Annotated in this window: 18 protein-coding genes; all 18 read right to left on the reverse strand. The window is 73.6% G+C overall.

Annotated features, from left to right (window positions below; all coding sequences use genetic code 11):
- Positions 1-33 precede the first annotated feature (33 nt).
- Positions 34-942, reverse strand: coding sequence for a guanylate kinase (gene gmk, locus JOE38_RS03985; RefSeq protein WP_204574952.1), 909 nt, complete (start codon positions 940-942; stop codon positions 34-36).
- The gene (gene pyrF, locus JOE38_RS03990) at positions 939-1835 is read right to left on the reverse strand and encodes an orotidine-5'-phosphate decarboxylase (RefSeq protein WP_204574953.1); all 897 of its coding nucleotides are present in this window, start codon (positions 1833-1835) and stop codon (positions 939-941) included. The genes gmk and pyrF overlap by 4 nt, the downstream gene beginning before the upstream one ends.
- The gene (gene carB, locus JOE38_RS03995) at positions 1832-5122 is read right to left on the reverse strand and encodes a carbamoyl-phosphate synthase large subunit (RefSeq protein ID WP_204574954.1); all 3291 of its coding nucleotides are present in this window, start codon (positions 5120-5122) and stop codon (positions 1832-1834) included. Before carB ends, pyrF begins: the two co-directional genes overlap by 4 nt.
- Positions 5122-6291, reverse strand: coding sequence for a glutamine-hydrolyzing carbamoyl-phosphate synthase small subunit (carA, locus tag JOE38_RS04000; RefSeq protein ID WP_204574955.1), 1170 nt, complete (start codon positions 6289-6291; stop codon positions 5122-5124). Before carA ends, carB begins: the two co-directional genes overlap by 1 nt.
- A 5-nt stretch (positions 6292-6296) precedes the next feature.
- Entirely contained in the window at positions 6297-6824 is a 528-nt protein-coding gene (locus JOE38_RS04005; RefSeq protein ID WP_204574956.1) for a PH-like domain-containing protein, read from the reverse strand.
- On the reverse strand, positions 6821-8230 hold the full coding sequence (locus tag JOE38_RS04010; protein WP_204574957.1) for a dihydroorotase: 1410 nt from the start codon (positions 8228-8230) through the stop codon (positions 6821-6823). The genes JOE38_RS04005 and JOE38_RS04010 overlap by 4 nt, the downstream gene beginning before the upstream one ends.
- Entirely contained in the window at positions 8227-9183 is a 957-nt protein-coding gene (locus JOE38_RS04015; RefSeq protein ID WP_204574958.1) for an aspartate carbamoyltransferase catalytic subunit, read from the reverse strand. Before JOE38_RS04015 ends, JOE38_RS04010 begins: the two co-directional genes overlap by 4 nt.
- Positions 9180-9764, reverse strand: a complete 585-nt coding sequence (gene pyrR / locus JOE38_RS04020; RefSeq protein WP_204574959.1) for a bifunctional pyr operon transcriptional regulator/uracil phosphoribosyltransferase PyrR — start codon at positions 9762-9764, stop codon at positions 9180-9182. Before pyrR ends, JOE38_RS04015 begins: the two co-directional genes overlap by 4 nt.
- Before the next feature lie 112 nt (positions 9765-9876).
- Complete coding sequence (gene acs / locus JOE38_RS04025) at positions 9877-11922, reverse strand: acetate--CoA ligase (protein WP_204574960.1); 2046 nt, start codon at positions 11920-11922, stop codon at positions 9877-9879.
- Positions 11923-11995: 73 nt separating this feature from the next.
- The gene (locus JOE38_RS04030; RefSeq protein WP_204574961.1) at positions 11996-12859 is read right to left on the reverse strand and encodes an ABC transporter permease; all 864 of its coding nucleotides are present in this window, start codon (positions 12857-12859) and stop codon (positions 11996-11998) included.
- Positions 12856-13908, reverse strand: a complete 1053-nt coding sequence (locus tag JOE38_RS04035) for an aliphatic sulfonate ABC transporter substrate-binding protein (protein ID WP_204574962.1) — start codon at positions 13906-13908, stop codon at positions 12856-12858. The genes JOE38_RS04030 and JOE38_RS04035 overlap by 4 nt, the downstream gene beginning before the upstream one ends.
- A 73-nt stretch (positions 13909-13981) precedes the next feature.
- Entirely contained in the window at positions 13982-14833 is an 852-nt protein-coding gene (locus tag JOE38_RS04040) for an ABC transporter ATP-binding protein (protein WP_204574963.1), read from the reverse strand.
- Between the two features lie 139 nt (positions 14834-14972).
- Positions 14973-15386 carry a transcription antitermination factor NusB gene (nusB, locus tag JOE38_RS04045; protein ID WP_204574964.1) on the reverse strand — a complete coding sequence of 138 codons (414 nt, stop codon included), beginning with the start codon at positions 15384-15386 and terminating at the stop codon, positions 14973-14975.
- A 3-nt stretch (positions 15387-15389) separates the two neighbouring features.
- Complete coding sequence (gene efp / locus JOE38_RS04050) at positions 15390-15953, reverse strand: elongation factor P (protein WP_012038481.1); 564 nt, start codon at positions 15951-15953, stop codon at positions 15390-15392.
- Positions 15954-16065: 112 nt separating this feature from the next.
- Positions 16066-16506: a type II 3-dehydroquinate dehydratase gene (locus JOE38_RS04055; protein ID WP_204574965.1), complete on the reverse strand. Its 441-nt coding sequence runs from the start codon at positions 16504-16506 to the stop codon at positions 16066-16068.
- 20 nt (positions 16507-16526) lie between these two features.
- Positions 16527-17312 carry an SDR family oxidoreductase gene (locus tag JOE38_RS04060; protein ID WP_204574966.1) on the reverse strand — a complete coding sequence of 262 codons (786 nt, stop codon included), beginning with the start codon at positions 17310-17312 and terminating at the stop codon, positions 16527-16529.
- Positions 17309-18442: a 3-dehydroquinate synthase gene (gene aroB, locus JOE38_RS04065; RefSeq protein ID WP_204574967.1), complete on the reverse strand. Its 1134-nt coding sequence runs from the start codon at positions 18440-18442 to the stop codon at positions 17309-17311. The genes JOE38_RS04060 and aroB overlap by 4 nt, the downstream gene beginning before the upstream one ends.
- The gene (locus JOE38_RS04070; protein WP_204574968.1) at positions 18439-18930 is read right to left on the reverse strand and encodes a shikimate kinase; all 492 of its coding nucleotides are present in this window, start codon (positions 18928-18930) and stop codon (positions 18439-18441) included. The genes aroB and JOE38_RS04070 overlap by 4 nt, the downstream gene beginning before the upstream one ends.
- Position 18931 lies beyond the last annotated feature (1 nt).

Below are 18931 nucleotides of genomic sequence, written 5' to 3' on the forward strand. Positions count from 1 at the left end.
TCATTGCATGGAAGAAGGCCGCACTGGTCCGCGTCATGGACCGACGGCCTTCCTGGATCTCATCAAGTCTACGACCTCGCGCGCCGCCTCCGCGACATCGCGGTTGACGACGAGGTGGTCGAACTCGTCCTGGGCGGCCAGCTCGACCTTCGCGGTGTCCAGCCGGCGCTGCTGCTCCTCCGGCCCCTCGGTGCCGCGGCCGACCAGGCGGCGCACGAGCTCCTCCCAGGTGGGCGGCAGCAGGAACACGAGCCGGGCCTCGGGCATCGCGGCCTTGACCTGACGCGCGCCCTGGATGTCGATCTCGAGCAGCACGCTCCGGCCCTCGGCCAGCGCGGCGTCGATGGGCGCGCGCGGCGTGCCGTAGCGGTGGGCGTTGTGCACCGTGGCCCATTCGAGGAGCTCGCGCTCGTCGACCATCCGGTCGAACTCGGCGTCGGAGACGAAGTAGTAGTTGACGCCCTCGACCTCGCCGGGACGCGGCGCGCGCGTGGTGGCGGAGACGGAGAGCAGCACGTCGGGCTCGTTCTCGCGGATGAAGGTGGAGACCGTGCCCTTGCCCACGGCGGTGGGACCCGCGAGGACGACGAGGCGGCTGGGCTCGACGATCTGCTTCGCCGCCTGCCACTCCTCGAGGAACCGGGTGAGGCGCACGCGCTGGTGCACGCCGAGGCCGCCGAGGCGCTTGGCCGTGGAGATGCCGAGGTCGCCGAGGATCCGCTCGAGCTTGGTGGGGCCGATGTTCGGGATGCTCGTGAGGAACTCCGTGACGCGGAGCGTGGCCTCGGCGCGGCGGGCGGGATCCGCGGACGCGTCGAGCACGCCGAGCGGCGTGCGCTCCCCCGTGACGATGTCGTGCTTCACCTGCGCGCGGGCACGACGGGCGGCGACGGCGGCCTGCGACGCGGCGACCCGGTCGACCTCGGGTGGTTCGGGCCTCATGGCAGCACCTCTTCGAGTCGTCCGGCGTGGTCGGTGACGGCCTCCGCGACACGCCGTGGCCCTGCCGTGAGGATACTCCGCGACGCGGCCGCGATCACAACGCCGGCGGCCGGGCCGAACAGCTTCCGGACATCGCCGAGCAGCGCGCCCTGGTGGCCGAAGCCGGGCGCGAGGATCGGCGTGCGGACGAGCCGGGCCAGGTCGAGCCCGGCGTCGGCGGCGTCGACGGTCGCGCCGACGACCAGGCCGAAGGACCCGGGGTCGGCCGACGGGTCGTCGAGCGGGCCGTTCGCGGCGACGGCGGCGTCCTGGATGCCGCGGGCCACGGTGCGGGCGGCGGACCCGCCGGCGTCGGCCGGGAGCACGGCGCGCTGCAGGTCGCGCGCCTCCGGGTTCGAGGTCGCGGCGAGGACGAAGACGCCCGCGCCCCATGCGTCGGCCGCCGCGTGGACGCCGTCCAGCGATCCGACGCCCGTGTAGGCCGTGAGCGTGACGGCGTCGGCGCGCAGCGGGCTGTCGGGCGCGAGCCAGGCGGCGCCGTACGCGTCGACCGTGGAGCCGATGTCGCCGCGCTTGGCGTCGGCGATCACGAGGAGGCCGGCGTCGCGCGCGGCGGCGAGCACGCGCTCGAGGGCGGCGTACCCGGCGGATCCGTGGCGCTCGAAGAACGCGACCTGCGGCTTGACGATGCCGGCGCGCCCCGCGGTCGCCTCGACCACGCGCAGGCCGAACTCCTCGAGTCCCCGCGCGTCGTCGGCGAGGCCCCAGGCGTCGAGCAGCGACCGGTGCGGGTCGATGCCGACGCAGAGGTGCCCGTGCGCGCGGAAGGTGCGGGCGAGCCGCGCGCCGAACGACGGGGCGTCGGGAACCGCCCCGCCGTCCGTCGGCGTCACCTGCGGGCCTCGCGGGCGATCGCGTAGTCCTGCAGGCTCGTCACGTCGAAGCCCTCGCGGATGGCGTCGAAGGACGCGACCGCCGCCGTGAGCTGCGCGATGGTCGTGAACAGCGCCTTGTCGGCCGCGACGGCCGCCGCGCGGATCTCGTAGCCGTCCGCGCGCGCGGTGCGGCCCGACGGCGTGTTGATCACGACGTCCACCTCGTCGCGGTTGATGAGGTCGACGATCGACGGCGAGTCGCCCGCGGCGGGCTCCTCGCTGTACTTGCGGACGACGCGCGCCTGGATCCCGTTGCGGCTGAGGATCTCCGCCGTGCCCGCGGTCGCGAGCACCTCGAAGCCGAGCTGCTGGAGGCGGAGCACCGGCAGCACGATGGAGCGCTTGTCGCGGTCGGCGACCGAGACGAACACCGTGCCGGAGAGCGGGAGGCCGCCGAACGCCGCCTCCTGGCTCTTCGCGAACGCCCGCGGGAAGTCGCGGTCGATGCCCATGACCTCGCCCGTGGAGCGCATCTCCGGGCCGAGCACGGAGTCGACGATGAGGCCGTCCTTCGTGCGGAACCGCTTGAAGGGCAGCACGGCCTCCTTGACGGCGACGGGCGAGTCCATCGGCACGTCGGATCCGTCGCGCTCGGGCAGGAGCCCGGAGGACTTCAGCTCGGCGATGGACGTGCCGACCATGACGAGCGACGCGGCCTTCGCGAGCGGGATGCCGAGCGCCTTGGAGACGAACGGCACCGTGCGGCTCGCGCGCGGGTTCGCCTCGAGGACGTAGAGCACGCCCGCGCCGATCGCGAACTGCACGTTGAGGAGGCCGCGGACGCCCACGCCCTCGGCGATGGCGCGCGTGGCGTCGACGACCTGCTGGATCTGGCCGCGGCCGAGGGTGACGGGCGGGAGCGTGCAGCTCGAGTCGCCCGAGTGGATCCCGGCCTCCTCGATGTGCTCCATGACGCCGCCCACGTACAGCTCGGTGCCGTCGTAGATGGCGTCGATGTCGATCTCGATGGCGTCGTCGAGGAACCGGTCGATGAGGAGCGGCTTGCCCTGGCCGATGATCCCCTGGTCGGCCATGCGCAGGAAGTAGTCGTGGAGCGTCGCGGTGTCGAACACGATCTCCATGCCGCGGCCGCCGAGCACGTAGCTCGGGCGGACGAGCACGGGGTAGCCGATCTCCTCCGCGACCACCACGGCCTCGTCGATCGCCGTGGCCGTGCCGTTGCGCGGCGCCACGAGTCCCGCGGCGTCGAGGATCCCGGAGAACAGGCCCCGCTCCTCCGCGAGGTCGATGGCCGAGGGGCTCGTGCCGAGGATGGGGACGCCCGCGGCCTCGAGGCCCTTGGCGAGCCCGAGCGCGGTCTGGCCGCCGAGCTGCACGACCACGCCGACGAGCTCGCCCGCCTGCTGCTCGACGTGCACGATCTCGAGGACGTCCTCGAGCGTGAGCGGCTCGAAGTAGAGCCGGTCGCTCGTGTCGTAGTCGGTCGAGACCGTCTCCGGGTTGCAGTTGATCATGATGGTCTCGAACCCGGCGTCGGCCAGCGCGAAGGACGCGTGGACGCACGAGTAGTCGAACTCGATGCCCTGGCCGATGCGGTTGGGGCCCGAGCCCAGGATGATCACCTTGCGGCGGTCGGACGGCACGATCTCCGTCTCGGAGTCGTAGCTGGAGTAGTGGTACGGCGTGAGCGCCGGGAACTCGCCCGCGCACGTGTCGACCGTCTTGTAGACGGGCCGGATGTCGGCCGCGTGGCGCGCGTCGCGCACCTCCTGCTCGGCGAGGCCGCGGATCTCGGCGATCTGCGCGTCCGAGAAGCCGTGGTCCTTGGCCTCGCGGAGCGTGTCGGCGTCGAGCTCGTCGGCGTCGCGCACGGCGTCGGCGACCTCGTTGATCAGCACGATCTGGTCGATGAACCAGGGGTCGATCTTCGTCGCGTCGAAGACCTGCTCCGCCGTGGCGCCCGCGCGGAGCGCCTGCTGCACCGTGACGATGCGGCCGTCGGTGGGCGTGCGGCTCACCTCGAGCAGCTCGTCGACCGAGCGGCTCTCGGCGCCCCAGTGGAAGGAGGATCCGCGCTTCTCGAGCGAGCGCAGCGCCTTCTGCAGCGCGGTGGAGTAGTTGCGGCCGATGGCCATGGCCTCGCCGACCGACTTCATGGTGGTCGTGAGCTCGGCGTCCGCGGCCGGGAACTTCTCGAACGCGAAGCGCGGCACCTTCACGACCACGTAGTCGAGCGTGGGCTCGAAGCTCGCGGGCGTGACCTTGGTGATGTCGTTGGGGATCTCGTCGAGCCGGTAGCCGATGGCGAGCTTCGCGGCGATCTTCGCGATGGGGAAGCCCGTCGCCTTCGACGCGAGCGCGCTCGAGCGGGACACGCGCGGGTTCATCTCGATGACGATGAGGCGGCCGTCCGTCGGGTCCACCGCGAACTGGATGTTGCAGCCGCCCGTGTCGACGCCCACCCGGCGGATGATGTCGATGCCGATGTCGCGCATGTGCTGGTACTCGCGGTCGGTGAGCGTGAGCGCCGGCGCGACCGTGATCGAGTCTCCCGTGTGCACGCCGACCGGGTCGACGTTCTCGATGGAGCAGACCACCACCGTGTTGTCGGCCGTGTCGCGCATGAGCTCCAGCTCGTACTCCTTCCAGCCGAGGATCGACTCCTCGAGGAGCACCTCGGTGGTGGGGCTCGACTGCAGGCCGTCGGCGACCATGCGCTCGAGCTCCTGGCGCGTGTGCGCGAAGCCGGAGCCGAGGCCGCCCATGGTGAAGGACGGGCGGATCACGAGCGGGTAGCCGAGGTCCTCGGCGAACTCCACGGCCTGCTCGAGCGTCTTCGCGACGTGCGAGCGGGCGACGTCGGCGCCGGACTCGATGACGAGGTCCTTGAAGAGCTGGCGGTCCTCGCCCTTCTGGATGGCCTCGACCTTCGCGCCGATGAGCTCCACGCCGTGCTTGGCGAGGATGCCGAGCTCGTCGAGGCGGATGGCCGCGTTGAGCGCGGTCTGGCCGCCGAGGGTGGGGAGCACCGCGTCGGGACGCTCCTTGATGATGATCTTCTCGAGCACCTCGCTCGTGATCGGCTCGATGTAGGTCGCGTCGGCGAAGCCCGGGTCGGTCATGATCGTGGCGGGGTTCGAGTTCACGAGGATGACGCGCACGCCCTCCTCGCGGAGCACGCGGCAGGCCTGCGTGCCGGAGTAGTCGAACTCGGCGGCCTGGCCGATGACGATCGGCCCGGAGCCGATGACGAGGACGCTGTTGATGTCGTCGCGCTTGGGCATTACACGGTCTCCTGGGGGGTCGCGGCGGCGGGGGCGGTGCCCGCGGCATCGTGGATCAGCTCGATGAACCGGTCGAAGAGGTACGACGAGTCGTGCGGGCCCGCGGCCGCCTCCGGGTGGTACTGGACGCTGAATGCGGGGATGTCGAGGCAGTTGAGCCCCTCGACGACCTGGTCGTTGAGCGAGACGTGGCTGACCTCCGCGCGGCCGAAGCCGGCGGGGCTGTCCACGGGGCCGTCGAGCGGCGCGGAGACCGCGAAGCCGTGGTTCTGGCTCGTGATCTCGACGCGGCCGGTGCGGCGGTCGAGCACGGGCTGGTTGATCCCGCGGTGGCCGAACGGCAGCTTGTAGGTGTCGAACCCGAGGGCGCGCCCGAGGAGCTGGTTGCCGAAGCAGATCCCGAAGAACGGGATGCCCTTGCGCAGCACGTCCTGCAGGAGCTCGACGTGGTACTGCGACGCCTCGGGGTCGCCGGGGCCGTTCGAGTAGAAGACCGCCGTGGGCGCGAGCTCGGCGAGCTCGGCCGTGGTGATCGACTGCGGCACCACGTGCACGTCGAGGCCGCGGGCCGCGAGGTGCTTCACCGTCGCGGTCTTGATGCCGAGGTCGAGCACGGCGACGGATCCGATGCGCTCGCCCTCGGCCGGGATCGTGTAGGTCTCCTGCGTGGAGACCTCGGCGGAGAGGTTGCGGCCCGCCATGTCGGGCGCCTGGCGCACCTGCGCGAGCTGCTCGTCGTCGCCGAGCGCGAAGGCCTCGCCGGAGAAGACGCCGGCGCGCATGGCGCCCTCGTCGCGGATCCGGCGCGTGACGGCGCGCGTGTCGATGCCGGAGATGCCGACGACGCCCTGGGCGACGAGGTCGTCCTCGAGCGTGCGCTGCCCGCGGAAGTTGGAGACCACGCGGGAGGGGTCGCGGACGACGTACCCGGCGACCCAGATGCGGCGGGACTCCATGTCGTCGTCGTTCATGCCGGTGTTGCCGATGTGCGGCGCCGTCTGGAGCACGATCTGGCCCGCGTAGGACGGGTCGGTGATCGTCTCCTGGTAGCCGGTCATGCCGGTCGCGAAGACGGCCTCGCCGAGGGTCACGCCGCGGGCGCCGTACGCGCGTCCGACGTACCTCCGTCCGTCCTCGAGCACCAGGACAGCTGGTTCGTGTCGGGCCATGTCGGTCACTTCCCTTCGTTGTCGTCGTCGTGCGCGATGCGCTGGATCCGCTGGAGGGCGTCGACGAGCGCGGTCTTCTCGCGCGGGTCGATCACCCGGAGGTACGTGTCGACCGCGGTTCCGGCGTCCGCGTCGAGGATCCAGGTCACGGCCACCAGGCCGCCCTCCTCCACCACGCGGTCGATCGCGTAGGTCGCGAGCCCGGATCCCGTGATGCGGTCGGCGGGCACGAGCACCTCGCGCTCGCCGTCGATCGCGAGCACCAGGCCCGCGTCGTGCACCCGGGCCGCGGCGCGCCCGCGGAAGCCGAGGGGCGCGACCGTGAGCCGGTCGAGCGGCTCGCCGGCCGTGGTCGTGGCGACGTAGAGCACGTCGACCTCGAGCGTCGGGGCGCCGAGCCCGGCGGGCGGACGCGGCGGCTCGGGCAGCGCGCGCTGGCGTCGGCGGCGCGCGCGCCAGCCGAGCACCATGAGCGCGAGGAGCAGGAGGAGGAAGGCGATCACCGTGATCGCGGGTCCGATGCGGTCGCTCATGCGCGTCCCGCCCGGGCGCCGGAGGAGGAAGCGTCGCGCGCGTCGGCGTCCGCGCGGTCGCGGAGGACCGCGGCGCGGGCGACCGTCTCGCGGTCGACGAGCGCGCCGTCGAGCACGGTCGGGTAGCCGCGGTGGAAGGTGGCGACGACGCGGCCGGGCAGCGTCATCTCCAGGTACGGCGAGTTGCCGCTGAGGCCGCCGAGGTCGTCGCGGCCGAAGACGCGCGACGCGGCCGGGTTGTACAGCGTGATGTCGGCCGGGGATCCGCCCTCGAGCGCGTGCCCGTGCTCGGCGAGCCGGCCGATGCGCGCGGGCGCGTGCGACATGACCCGCGCGACGCCCGCCCAGTCGAGGAGCCCCGTGTCGACCATGGCGAGCTGCACCACGGAGAGCGCCGACTCGAGGCCGACCATGCCGAACGCGGCCGCGTCCCACTCGCAGTCCTTGGCCTCGGTGGGGTGCGGCGCGTGGTCGGTCGCGACGACGTCGATCGTGCCGTCGGCGAGGGCCTGGCGGAGGGCCTCGACGTCCTCGCGGCGGCGGAGCGGCGGGTTCACCTTGTAGCGCGCGTCGTAGCCGGCGACCAGGTCCTCGGTGAGGAGCAGGTGGTGCGGCGTGACCTCCGCGGTGACGTCGACGCCGCGGGCCTTGGCCCAGCGGATCACGTCGACCGAGCCGGCGGTGGAGACGTGGCAGACGTGCAGGCGGGATCCGACGTGCTCGGCGAGCAGGACGTCGCGCGCGATGATCGACTCCTCGGCGACCGCGGGCCAGCCCGTGATGCCGAGCTCGCCGGACAGCGCGCCCTCGTTCATGGTGGCGCCCTCGGTGAGGCGCGGGTCCTGCGCGTGCTGCGCGATCACGCCGTCGAAGGCCTTCACGTACTCGAGCGCGCGGCGCATGAGCAGCGGGTCGGAGACGCACTTCCCGTCGTCGGAGAAGACGCGGACGGCGGCGCGGCTGGAGGCCATCGCGCCGATCTCGGCCATCGACTCCCCCGCCAGGCCGACCGAGACGGCGCCGATGGGGCGCACGGTCGCGTACCCGGCGGCGTCGCCGAGGGCCTTGACCTGCTCGACCACGCCCGCCGTGTCCTGCACGGGCATGGTGTTCGCCATCGCGAAGACCGCGGTGAAGCCGCCGAGGGCCGCCGCGCGGGATCCCGTGAGCACGGTCTCGCTCTGCTCGTAGCCGGGCTCGCGGAGGTGCACGTGCAGGTCGACGAGGCCGGGCAGCGCGACGAGGCCGTCGGCCTCGATGACGTGCGCGCCCGCGGCGGCTTCGAGGTCGGGCCCGATCTCGCGGATCAGGCCGTCCGCGACGAGGATGTCGGCGCGCTCGCCCGACGGCATGGTCGCGCCGCGGATCAGGTGGGTGTCGTCGGGGTTCATCGCGTTCTGGGTCATCGGTCGGCCTTCCCGTCGCCGGACAGCAGGAGGTAGAGGACGGCCATGCGCACCGAGACGCCGTTGGCGACCTGCTCGCGCACCGTGGACCTCTCCGAGTCGGCGGCGGCGGCGGATATCTCGAGCCCGCGGTTCATGGGCCCCGGGTGCATGACGATCGTATCGGGCCCGAGGAGCGCGAGGCGCGCGTCGTCCAGCCCCCAGATGCGCGCGTACTCGCGCGGGTTCGGGAAGAAGGCGGCGCGCATGCGCTCGGCCTGGATCCGGAGCATCATCACGGCGTCGGGCTTCCCCTCCGCGAGCGCCGCGTCGAGGTCGTAGCGGACGGTGACGGGCCAGGATCCGACGCCCACGGGCACGAGCGTGGGCGGCGCGACGAGCGTGACCTCGGCGCCGAGCGTCGTGAGCAGCCACGCGTTGGAGCGCGCGACTCGGCTGTGGAGCACGTCGCCGACGATGACGACGCGCGTGCCGTCGAGGCCCTTCCCGCGCGCGGCGGATCCGTGCAGCCGGCGGCGGATGGTGAACGCGTCGAGCAGCGCCTGCGTGGGGTGCTCGTGCGTGCCGTCGCCCGCGTTGACGATGCCGGCGTCGATCCAGCCGCTGCCGGCGAGCGTGTGCGGCGCGCCCGAGGAGGGGTGCCGGACGACCACGCCGTCGGCGCCCATGGCCTGCAGCGTCTGCGCGGTGTCCTTGAGGCTCTCGCCCTTGGAGACGCTCGAGCCCTTCGCGCTGAAGTTGATGACGTCGGCCGACAGGCGCTTGGCGGCGGCCTCGAACGAGATGCGGGTGCGGGTCGAGTCCTCGAAGAAGAGGTTGACGACCGTGCGGCCGCGGAGCGCGGGGGTCTTCTTGATCTCGCGCGTGCCGACGTCGGCCATGTCCTCGGCGACGTCGAGGATGTGGAGGGCCTCGTCCCGGGACAGGTCGCGCGTGGAGAGCAGGTGCCTCATCGCGTCGCCCCCTCGTCGGCGGCTCCGGTCGCGGGCTCGTCGTCCGGGCCGGCGATGCTCACCGACTCCTCGCCGTCGGTCTCCTCGAGCCGGACGAAGATCCGCTCGGCGAGGCTGGACGGCAGGTTCTTGCCCACGAAGTCGGCGCGGATGGGGAGCTCGCGGTGGCCGCGGTCGACCAGCGCGGCGAGCCGCACGGCCGTGGGGCGGCCGAGGTCGCCGATCGCGTCGAGGGCGGCGCGCACGGTGCGGCCGGAGAACAGCACGTCGTCGACGAGCACGACGGTGCGGCCGTCGACGCCGCCGGCGGGCAGCCGCGTGGGCGCGGGCGCGCGGGTGGGGTTCCGCTGCAGGTCGTCGCGGTACATGGTGACGTCGAGCGAGCCCACCAGGTCGGCGGGGGCCTCGGGCTCGAGGCGGGCGATGATCCGGCCGATGCGCTCGGCGAGGACGGTGCCGCGGGTGGGGATCCCGAGGAGCAGCAGGTCGTGGGGACCGCGGTTCGACTCGAGGATCTCGTGGGCGATGCGCGTGAGCGCACGGGTGATGTCAGAGGGCTGCAGCACGATGCGCTGAGGCAATCCGACCTCCTTCCCCGCCTCTCGGGACGGATGTTAAAGGTGGTCTGTTCCGCCGGTCACTCTAGCGGGTGTCCCCCGTGCGCGGGGTGCGTCGCGCAGCCCGCGCGTGTCCTCAGCGCGGCGACGCGTCGAGCACCGCGCGGATCCGGCCGAGGACGGCCGCGTCCTGCAGGCTCGTGGCGTCGCCGAGGGTCCGGCCCTCCACGAGGTCGGCGAGGAGGCGGCGCATGATCTTGCCCGAGCGCGTCTTGGGCACGTCCGGCACGGCGACGATCCGGCGGGGCTTGGCGACCGGCCCGATGGCGCGCGCCACGTGCGCGGTGAGCACGGGCCCGAGCTCCGCGGCGAGCGCTGCCCAGCCGGCCGCGTCGTCGTCCGCGGGGCGGTCGTCGCCGCGCGGCACGACGAACGCGACCACGCGCTGCCCGGTGAGGTCGTCGGCGACTCCCGTGACGCCGGCCTCGCCCACGCGCGGATGCGCGACGAGCGCCGACTCGATCTCGATGGTGGACAGGCGGTGCCCGGAGACGTTGACGACCTCGTCGATCCGCCCCTGCAGCGCCACGTCGCCGTCGGCGTCGCGCCGGGCGCCGTCGCCCGCGAGGAACCAGCCGCGGTCGGCGAACCGCTCCCAGTACGCGCTGCGGTAGCGGGCGGGGTCGCCCCACACGGTGCGGGCCATGCCGGGCCACGGGCGCTGGATCACGAGGAGGCCGGCCTCGCCCGGCGCCGTGGGCGCGCCGTCGTCGTCGACCACGTCCACCCGGAAGCCGGGCAGCGCGCGGCCGGCGGCGCCGGGCTTCAGGGTCGAGACGCCTGGCAGCGGCGCGATGACCGCGGCCCCGGTCTCCGACTGCCACCACGTGTCGACGACGGGCGCGGATCCCCCGCCGATCTCGCGGTGGAACCAGCGCCACGCGGCGGGGTTGATGGCCTCCCCCACCGATCCCAGCAGCCGGATGCTCGACAGGTCGTGCCCGGCGACGCCGTCCGGGTACCAGCCCATGAGCGAGCGGATGAGCGTGGGCGCCGTGTAGTAGGTCGTGACGCCGTACCGCTCGATGATCTCGAGGTGCCGGCCGCGGTGGGGCGTGTCGGGCGTGCCCTCGTAGATCACCTGCGTGAGGCCGTTGGAGAGCGGCCCGTAGATCTCGTAGGTGTGCGCGGTGACCCAGGCGAGGTCGGCCGTGCACCAGTGCACGTCGTCGGGCTTGGCGTCGAAGTGCGCCCAGTGCGCCCACGACGCGTGCGTCAGGTACCCGCCCGAGGTGTGCACGAGGCCCTTGGGGCGGCCGGTGGTGCCGGACGTGTAGATGATGAAGAGCGGGTGCTCGGCGTCGAAGGCCCGGGGCTCGTGCACGGGCGACGCGGATCCCACGGCGTCGTGCCACCACACGTCGCGTGCCGGGTTCCACGGCACGTCCTGGCCGGTGCGGCGCACGACGAGCACGTGCTCGATCGAGGCGACGCCCGCGACGGCCTCGTCGGCCTGCGGCTTGGTGGCGACGGCCTGGCCGCGGCGGTTCTGCCCGTCGCTCGTGATGAGCAGCTTGGCGCCCGTGTCCTCGACCCGGAACCGCAGCGCCTCCGCGGAGAAGCCGCCGAAGACGAGCGAGTGCACGGCGCCGATGCGGGCGACCGCGAGCGTGGCGACGATCGTCTCCACGAGCACGGGCAGGTAGATCACGACGCGGTCGCCGGGCCCGATGCCGAGCGCCGTGAGCGCGTTGGCGGCGCGCGACACCTCCTCCTGGAGGTCGCGGTAGGTGACCGTGCGGCGATCGCCCGGCTCCCCCTCGAAGTGCAGCGCGACCTTCTCGCCACGGCCGGCGACGACGTGGCGGTCGACGCAGTTCGCGGCGACGTTGAGCCGGCCGCCCGCGAACCAGGTGGCCTCGGGGACCCGCGGGGTGCCGTCGGCGGCGACCGGCGGGATCCACGTGTGCGCGGTCTCCCACGGCGTCTCCCAGTCGAGGCGGCGGGCGGCCTCCTCCCAGAAGGCGACCGGATCCGCCTCGGCGCGCGCGTACGCCTCCGCCGTGACGTTGGCGGAGGCGGCGAGCGCAGCGGGCGGCGGGTAGAGCGCCTGCTCGACGGTCGCGTCGGTGTCCGGCTCGGGGTCGGCGGTCTCGGCCTGCTCGGCGCGCTGCGAGGTCATGCGCCGACGCTACGGGCGGCGCGGCCCCGATCCGGAACCGGGACGTCACGCGACGACACGGAGAGGGAGGCCGTCAGCCCCAGCGGCGGACGAGCACCCGCTCCACGAGGCCCACGACCGCGTCGGTGACGGCGCCCAGCACGGCGAGCAGCACGATCGCGAGCAGCACCCGGTCGACGCGTCCGTTCGAGGACGACTCCGTGAGCAGGTACCCGAGCCCCATCGACGCGGCGAGGAGCTCCGCCGCCACGAGGAACAGCCACGACTGGGCGAGCGCGAGCCGGAGCCCCGAGACGACGGCGGGCAGCACGGCGGGCAGCTGCACGGTGACCAGCAGCGGGATCCGCGTGAGCCCGTACGCGCGCCCCACCTCCACGAGGTGCGGGTCCACGTGCCGGAGCGCGCCCGCGACCGTCGTGTACACGGGGAACATCGCGCCGATGGCGACGAGCGTCACCTTGGAGTCCTCGTTGATCCCCATCCAGAGCAGCAGCAGCGGCACCCACGCCAGCGACGGCACGGTGCGGAACGCGCCGGCGGTGGGCGCGAGGAGGAGCAGGCCGACGCGGGAGAGCCCGACGACGGCGCCGAGCACGAGGCCCACGGTGGCGCCGAGCGCGAAGCCGAGCAGGACGCGCTGCAGTGAGATGGCGACGTACTGGCCGAGGATCCCCTGCTGGCCGAGCTCAACGCCGGCGCGCACGACGTCGAGCGGCGCGGGCAGGAGGTGCGGCGCGACCGCGCCCGTGGCGGTGACGACCGCCCAGAGGCCGACCACCAGGACGGGCACGACGAGGCCCACGCCGACCCGGACGAGCGCGCCGCCCGTCGCGCGGCCCGGGGCTCGTCGCGCGACGCGGCCGTCGTCGTCCGGGGCGTCGGCGGCCGTGCGGTCGTCGGCGCGGACGATCTCCCGCGCGGGCCGGAGCGCGGTCATCCGGCGGACCCGGAGGCGGGATCCGCGGCCTCGGCGAACCGCGGCTCGAACAGCTCGTCGAGGGCCGTGTCGACCTTCCCCTGGTCCGGCACGTCGCCGGACTCCACGAGGATCGGGCCGACGCGCTCGAGCACGTCGCGCTGGGCGTCGCCGGGCACGGGATCGACGCCGAGGTTCGTGCGGTCGATCACCGTGGACGCCACGGCCGGGTCGATCGCGGCGGCCTGCGCGAGGATCGCCGCCGTCTCGTCGGGGTGGTCGACGGCCCAGGCCCGCGCCTCCTCGTAGGAGTCGACGACGGCCTGCGCGAGGTCGGGCGACGCGTCGAGGAACGACTGCGTGGCGTTGAGGAACCCGTAGGTCGCGAAGTCGACGTTGCGGTACAGCAGCGTGGATCCCGCCTCGGCCTCGCTCGCGGCCATGAGCGGGTCGAGCCCCGCCCACGCGTCGACGGAGCCGTTCTCGAGGGCGGCGCGGCCGTCGGCGTGCTGGAGGTTCTGGATGGTGACGTCGGAGGCGGGGATGCCCGCCTCCTCGAGCGTCTGCAGCAGGAAGAAGTAGGGGTCGGTGCCCTTCGTCGCGGCGATGTCGGCGCCGCGCAGCTGGTCGACGCTCGTGATGGGCGACCCCTTCGGCACGACGATCGCGGTCCACTCCGGCTGCGAGTACACGTCGATGGTGCGGATGGGCGATCCGTTGGCCCGGGCGAGGAGCGCGGCGGACCCGGCGGTGGATCCCACGTCCACGGCACCCGCGCGCAGCAGCTCGTTGGCCTTGTTCGAGCCGGCGCTCTGCACCCAGTCGACCTTCACGTCCGACCCGAGCCGCTTCTCCACGAGGCCCTGGTCCTTCACGATGAGGCTCAGCGGGTTGTAGGTCGCCCAGTCGAGGGTGAGCGTGTCGGCGCTCCAGCCCGCGGCATCCGCGGTGGCGTCGGCGGCGGGGGCGACGGCCGACCCCTCCCCCGCGGCGCATCCGGCGAGGAGCATCGCGGCGGCGCCCGCGAGCGCGAGGGCGGGGATGGATCTGCGGGGCAGGAGACGGGTCACGGTGGGTCCTCGGTGCGGTGTCGGATGGTGGCAGGTCGGGTGGTCGAGCGGCTGGTGTCGGTGGTGGTCGGGCTCAGCGCGCCCGATGGCCCGGCACGCCGAGCCCCTCGAGCAGCTCGGCGCGGAGGGCGGCGAGGGTCGCGTCGCCGCGGTCGCGCGGGCGGGCGCCCGGCACATCGAGGACGCGGCGGACCGTCGCGCCCGGAGCGGCGCCCTCCGCGGGATCCGGGCCGAGCAGCACCACGCGGTCGGCGAGGTGCAGGGCCTCGTCCACGTCGTGCGTGACGAGGAGGACCGTGGTCGGGATGGCGGCGTGCACGTCGAGCAGCAGGTCCTGCATGCGGAGGCGCGTGAGGGCGTCGAGCGCGCCGAACGGCTCGTCGAGCACGAGGACACGGGGCCGCCGGGCGAGCGCGCGGGCCAGCGACGCGCGCTGCGCCATGCCGCCGGAGACCTGTCGCGGACGGAGGTCGGCGGCCTCGGCGAGGCCCGTGAGCTCGAGCAGGTCGCGCACGCGGGCGTCGCCCTCGGCACGCGGCACGTCGCGGGGCAGGCCGAGGCGCACGTTGGCGCGGATCGTGCGCCACGGCAGCAGCCGCGGCTCCTGGAACGCGACGGCGGAGCGCTGGTCGACGTCGCGCACGGGCGTGCCGTCGATGCGGATGGATCCGGCGTCCGGCCGGTCGAGCCCGCTCACCTGGCGGAGGAGGGTCGACTTGCCGCAGCCGGACGGCCCGAGGATCGCGACGACGTCGCCCGCGGCGAGGTCGAGGTCCACGTCCCGGAGCACGGTGCGCCCTGCCCGGGATCCCTCCACGGGGAACGAGCGGCCGACCCCGCGGAGCTCGACCGCGCCGGCGGAGCCGGGGGCTGGCGACGCGGCGGTCGTCGGGTCGGGTCGCGAGGCGGATGCGGTGACGGGCATGACCCGACGCTAGGGCGACGCGCGCGCGGGCGATGCGGCCCGCGTCACGCGCCGTCGCGCAGCGTCACGCGGCGTAACGGGCTGGCGCGATCAGGCCCGCGCCGCCGCGATCCGCGCCAGTGTGCCGTCGACGCCCGGTCTAGGCCTGCGCCGCCGCGATCCGCGCCAGCATGCCGTTGACGAACGACGCCGACTCGTCCGTCGACAGCGACGACGCGAGGTCGACGCTCTCCGAGATCGCGACGCCGTCGGGCACGTCCGCGTTGAAGAGGATCTCCCAGATGCCGATGCGCAGGATCGCGCGGTCGACGGCGGGCATGCGGGCGAGCGTCCAGTTCACCGAGTACGTCTCGATGAGCTCGTCGATCTCGTCCTGGTGCGCGACGAACCCCTCGGCGATCTCGCGCGCGTACTGCCACGAGGCCTGCCGATCGGGCTCGGCGGCGGCGCGCTGCTGCTCGACCGCGAGGGTCGCGGGGATGGACTCGCCGCGGATGTCCGCGACGTAGAGGACGTCGAGGGCGCGCTTGCGCGCCTTGGTGCGTGCGCTCACGGGTCAGTCGGTGACGCGGCCGAGGTAGTCGCCCGTGCGGGTGTCCACCTTGACGCGCGTGCCCTGCTCGAGGAAGAGCGGGACCTGGATCTGGTGGCCGGTCTCGACGGTCGCGGGCTTGGTGCCGCCCGTCGAGCGGTCGCCCTGCAGGCCCGGCTCCGTGTACGTGATGGTGAGCACGACCGACGCGGGCAGCTCGACGTAGAGCCCCTCGCCGTTGTGCAGCGCCACGGTGACGTCCTGGTTCTCGAGCATGAAGTTCTTCGCGTCGCCGACCTGCGCCGCGGACAGCGTGATCTGGTCGTAGTCGCTCGTGTCCATGAACACGAAGTTCTCGCCGTCGGCGTAGAGGTACTGGAAGTCGCGGCGGTCGACCGTCTCGGTCTCGATCTTCGCGCCCGCGTTGAACGTGCGGTCGACGACCTTGCCGCTCATCACGTTCTTGACCTTGGTGCGCACGAACGCGCCGCCCTTGCCCGGCTTGACGTGCTGGAACTCGATGACGGTCCACAGCTGGCCGTCCATGTTGAGGACGACGCCGTTCTTGATGTCAGCGGTAGAGGCCATGCGGGGAGGGTCCTTGCCTGTTCGACGAGCGGGAGGTGCGGCGTCGGTGCGGCCGCACGGGGATGCCGGGAGCCGACCCGGTGCGGGCGGCGTGGCGATCCGAGGGATCAGCCTAACGGGTGCCGGTCACGACGTGCGCGAGGGCCAGGAGGTACGAGCCCTGCCCGAGGCCCGCGATGACGCCCGTCGCGACGGGCGAGATGACGCTGGTGTGCCGGAACTCCTCGCGTGCGTGCGGGTTGGAGATGTGCACCTCGATGAGGAGGATCCCGGCCTTCGTCACGAGCGCGGCGGCGTCGCGGAGCGCGTACGAGTAGTGCGTGAAGGCGGCGGGGTTCATGATCACGGGGGTCCGGGCGTCGACGGCCTCGTGCAGCCAGCCGATGAGGGTCGCCTCGTCGTCGGTCTGCCGCAGGTCGATCTCGACGTCGTCGGGCGCGAACGCGACGAGCTCGCGGCGGAGGTCGTCGAGGGATCCCGTGCCGTACACGTCGGGCTCGCGGCTGCCGAGCCGTCCGAGGTTGGGGCCGTTGAGGACGAGCACGCGTGTCATGGATCCAGCCTAGGGGCGGGTCAGCCGACGCTCTGGCCGCCGTCGGAGCGGATGCGCTGGCCGTTGATCCAGCCGCCCTCGGCCGACAGCAGGAAGCAGACGAGCGCGGCGGCGTCGCGGGGCTCGGCGAGCCGGCCGCGGGGCGTGGCCTGCCGGAGGCCCTCGCGCAGCTCGGGCGTGAACCAGCCGGTGTCGGTGGGCCCGGGATCCACGAGGTTCGCCGTGACGCGCACGTGCTCGAGCTCGCGCGCGGCCGCGATGACGATCCGGTCGAGCGCGGCCTTGCTCGCGCCGTACGGCACGTTGCCGACCACGTGGTCGCTCGTGAGCGCCACGATGCGGCCGGCGCCGGGCTCGGCGCGGTACCGCCGGGCGAAGCCCTGGATGAGCTGGAGCGACGCTCGCACGTTCACGGCGAGGTGCCGGTCGAGGGCCTCCACGGTCGTGTCGAGGAGGCCGCTGTCGACCGACTCGGCGTGGCTGAGCACGAGGCCCGTGATGGGGCCGAGCTCCCGCTCGACCTCGTCGAGGATCCGCTCGGCCGCGCCCGTGTCCATCAGGTCGGCCTCGATCGCGTGCGCGCGGCCGCCGGCGCGCTCGACGGCGTCGGCGACCCGCGCGGGGTCCTCGGGCTGCGGGCCCCAGGGCATGCGCGCGTCGTAGGCCGACCAGTACGAGAAGGCCACGTCCCACCCGCCGAGGGCCAGGTCCTCGGCGATGGCCGCGCCGAGCCCCGCGACCCGGCCGACGCCCGTGATCAGCGCGACGGGCCGGACGGGCGCGTCGGGATGCGCGGGGTCGGTCACGAGCCGATCTCCTGGTACGCCGCGAACAGCAGCGCCTCCTCGGGCCCGTTGAGCACGCTCGCCCGGCCGACGCCGTCGAGCACGATGAAGCGCATCATGTCGCCGCGCGCCTTCTTGTCGCGCTTCATGCTCGCGACGAGCGTGGGCCAGCGGCCGACGGGGTAGCTGGTGGGCAGGTCGAGCGAGTCGAGGATCCGCCGGTGCCGGTCGACGGCCTCGTCGGAGAGCGAGCGCGTGAGGCGCGACAGCTCGGCCGCGAAGACCATGCCGACCGCGACGGCCGCGCCGTGCCGCCAGCGGTAGCGCTCGGCGTGCTCGATGGCGTGGCCGAGCGTGTGGCCGTAGTTGAGGATCTCGCGGCGGCCCTTCTCGGTGAAGTCCTCCCCCACGACCTCGGCCTTCATCGCGATGGACAGCTCCACGACGCGGCGGAACTCAGGTGCCGTCGGGTCCGTGACCCGCGCCACGTCGCGCTCGATGATGTCGAGGATCTCGGGCACGGCGATGAACCCGGCCTTCACGATCTCCGCGAAGCCCGTGACGATCTCGTTCCGCGGCAGGGTCGCCAGCAGGTCGAGGTCGACGATCACGGCGGTCGGCGCGTAGAAGGCGCCGACGAGGTTCTTGCCCTCGGAGGTGTTGATGCCCGTCTTGCCGCCGACGGCCGCGTCGACCATGGCGAGCACCGTCGTCGGGATCTGGATGAGCATCACGCCGCGCAGCCACGTCGCCGCGACGAACCCGCCGAGGTCGGTCGTGGCGCCGCCGCCGAGCGTGATGACGGCGTCCGAGCGCGTGAAGTCGGTGGTGCCCATGATCTTCCAGCAGAACGCGGCGACCTCGACGCGCTTGGCGCCCTCGGCGTCGGGCACCTCCGCGAGGTACACCTCCACGTCGCCCTGCAGGCGCTCGCGGAGCCGCGACGCCTCCTCGGCGAGGGCGGGCGCGTGCACGATGAGCACCTTGCGGACGCGCGGGCCGAGCAGCGCGCCCACGCCCTGGACGAGGCCGCGGCCCACGGTGACGTCGTAGCCGGGGGTGCCGGAGACGCGGATCACGGTGGGCGCGTCGGGTTCGGCGGTCGCCGGCGTCGCGGGGGCGTCAGCGTCGGTGGGGTGTGCGTCGGTCATGGCTGCCTCTCCCGGGCGAAGCGCTCGATCTCGCGGGCGATGCGCGGGAGCGGGCGGTCGGAGGTGTCGATGGTCAGGTCGGCGAGCGAGCGGTAGAGCTCCTCGCGGTCGGCGACGATGCGGCGCCAGCTGTCGAGGCCGTCGACGAGCGGGCGGTCGTGGCCGCGGATCCGCGCGCGCACGGCGTGCTCGCTCACGGTCAGGAGCACGACCCGGCAGGACTCCAGGTCGGCGCGCGTCGCCGGGTCGAGCACGGCTCCCCCACCGAGCGAGACGACCCCGTCGTCCGCGAGGGCCGCGGCGACCGCGGCCCGCTCGAGCTCGCGGAACCGCGGCTCGCCGTGCTCGCGGAAGATGTCGGCGATGGATCCGTGCGCCTCGACAATCGCGCGGTCCGTGTCGGTGAACGGCACGCCCAGCGCCTTCGCCACGCGGCGGCCGACCGTGGTCTTGCCCGCGCCGGGCGGGCCGATCAGGACGACCGGCACG

Origin of the sequence: Clavibacter michiganensis (assembly GCF_016907085.1) — a bacterium.
Lineage (GTDB): Bacteria > Actinomycetota > Actinomycetes > Actinomycetales > Microbacteriaceae > Clavibacter > Clavibacter michiganensis_O.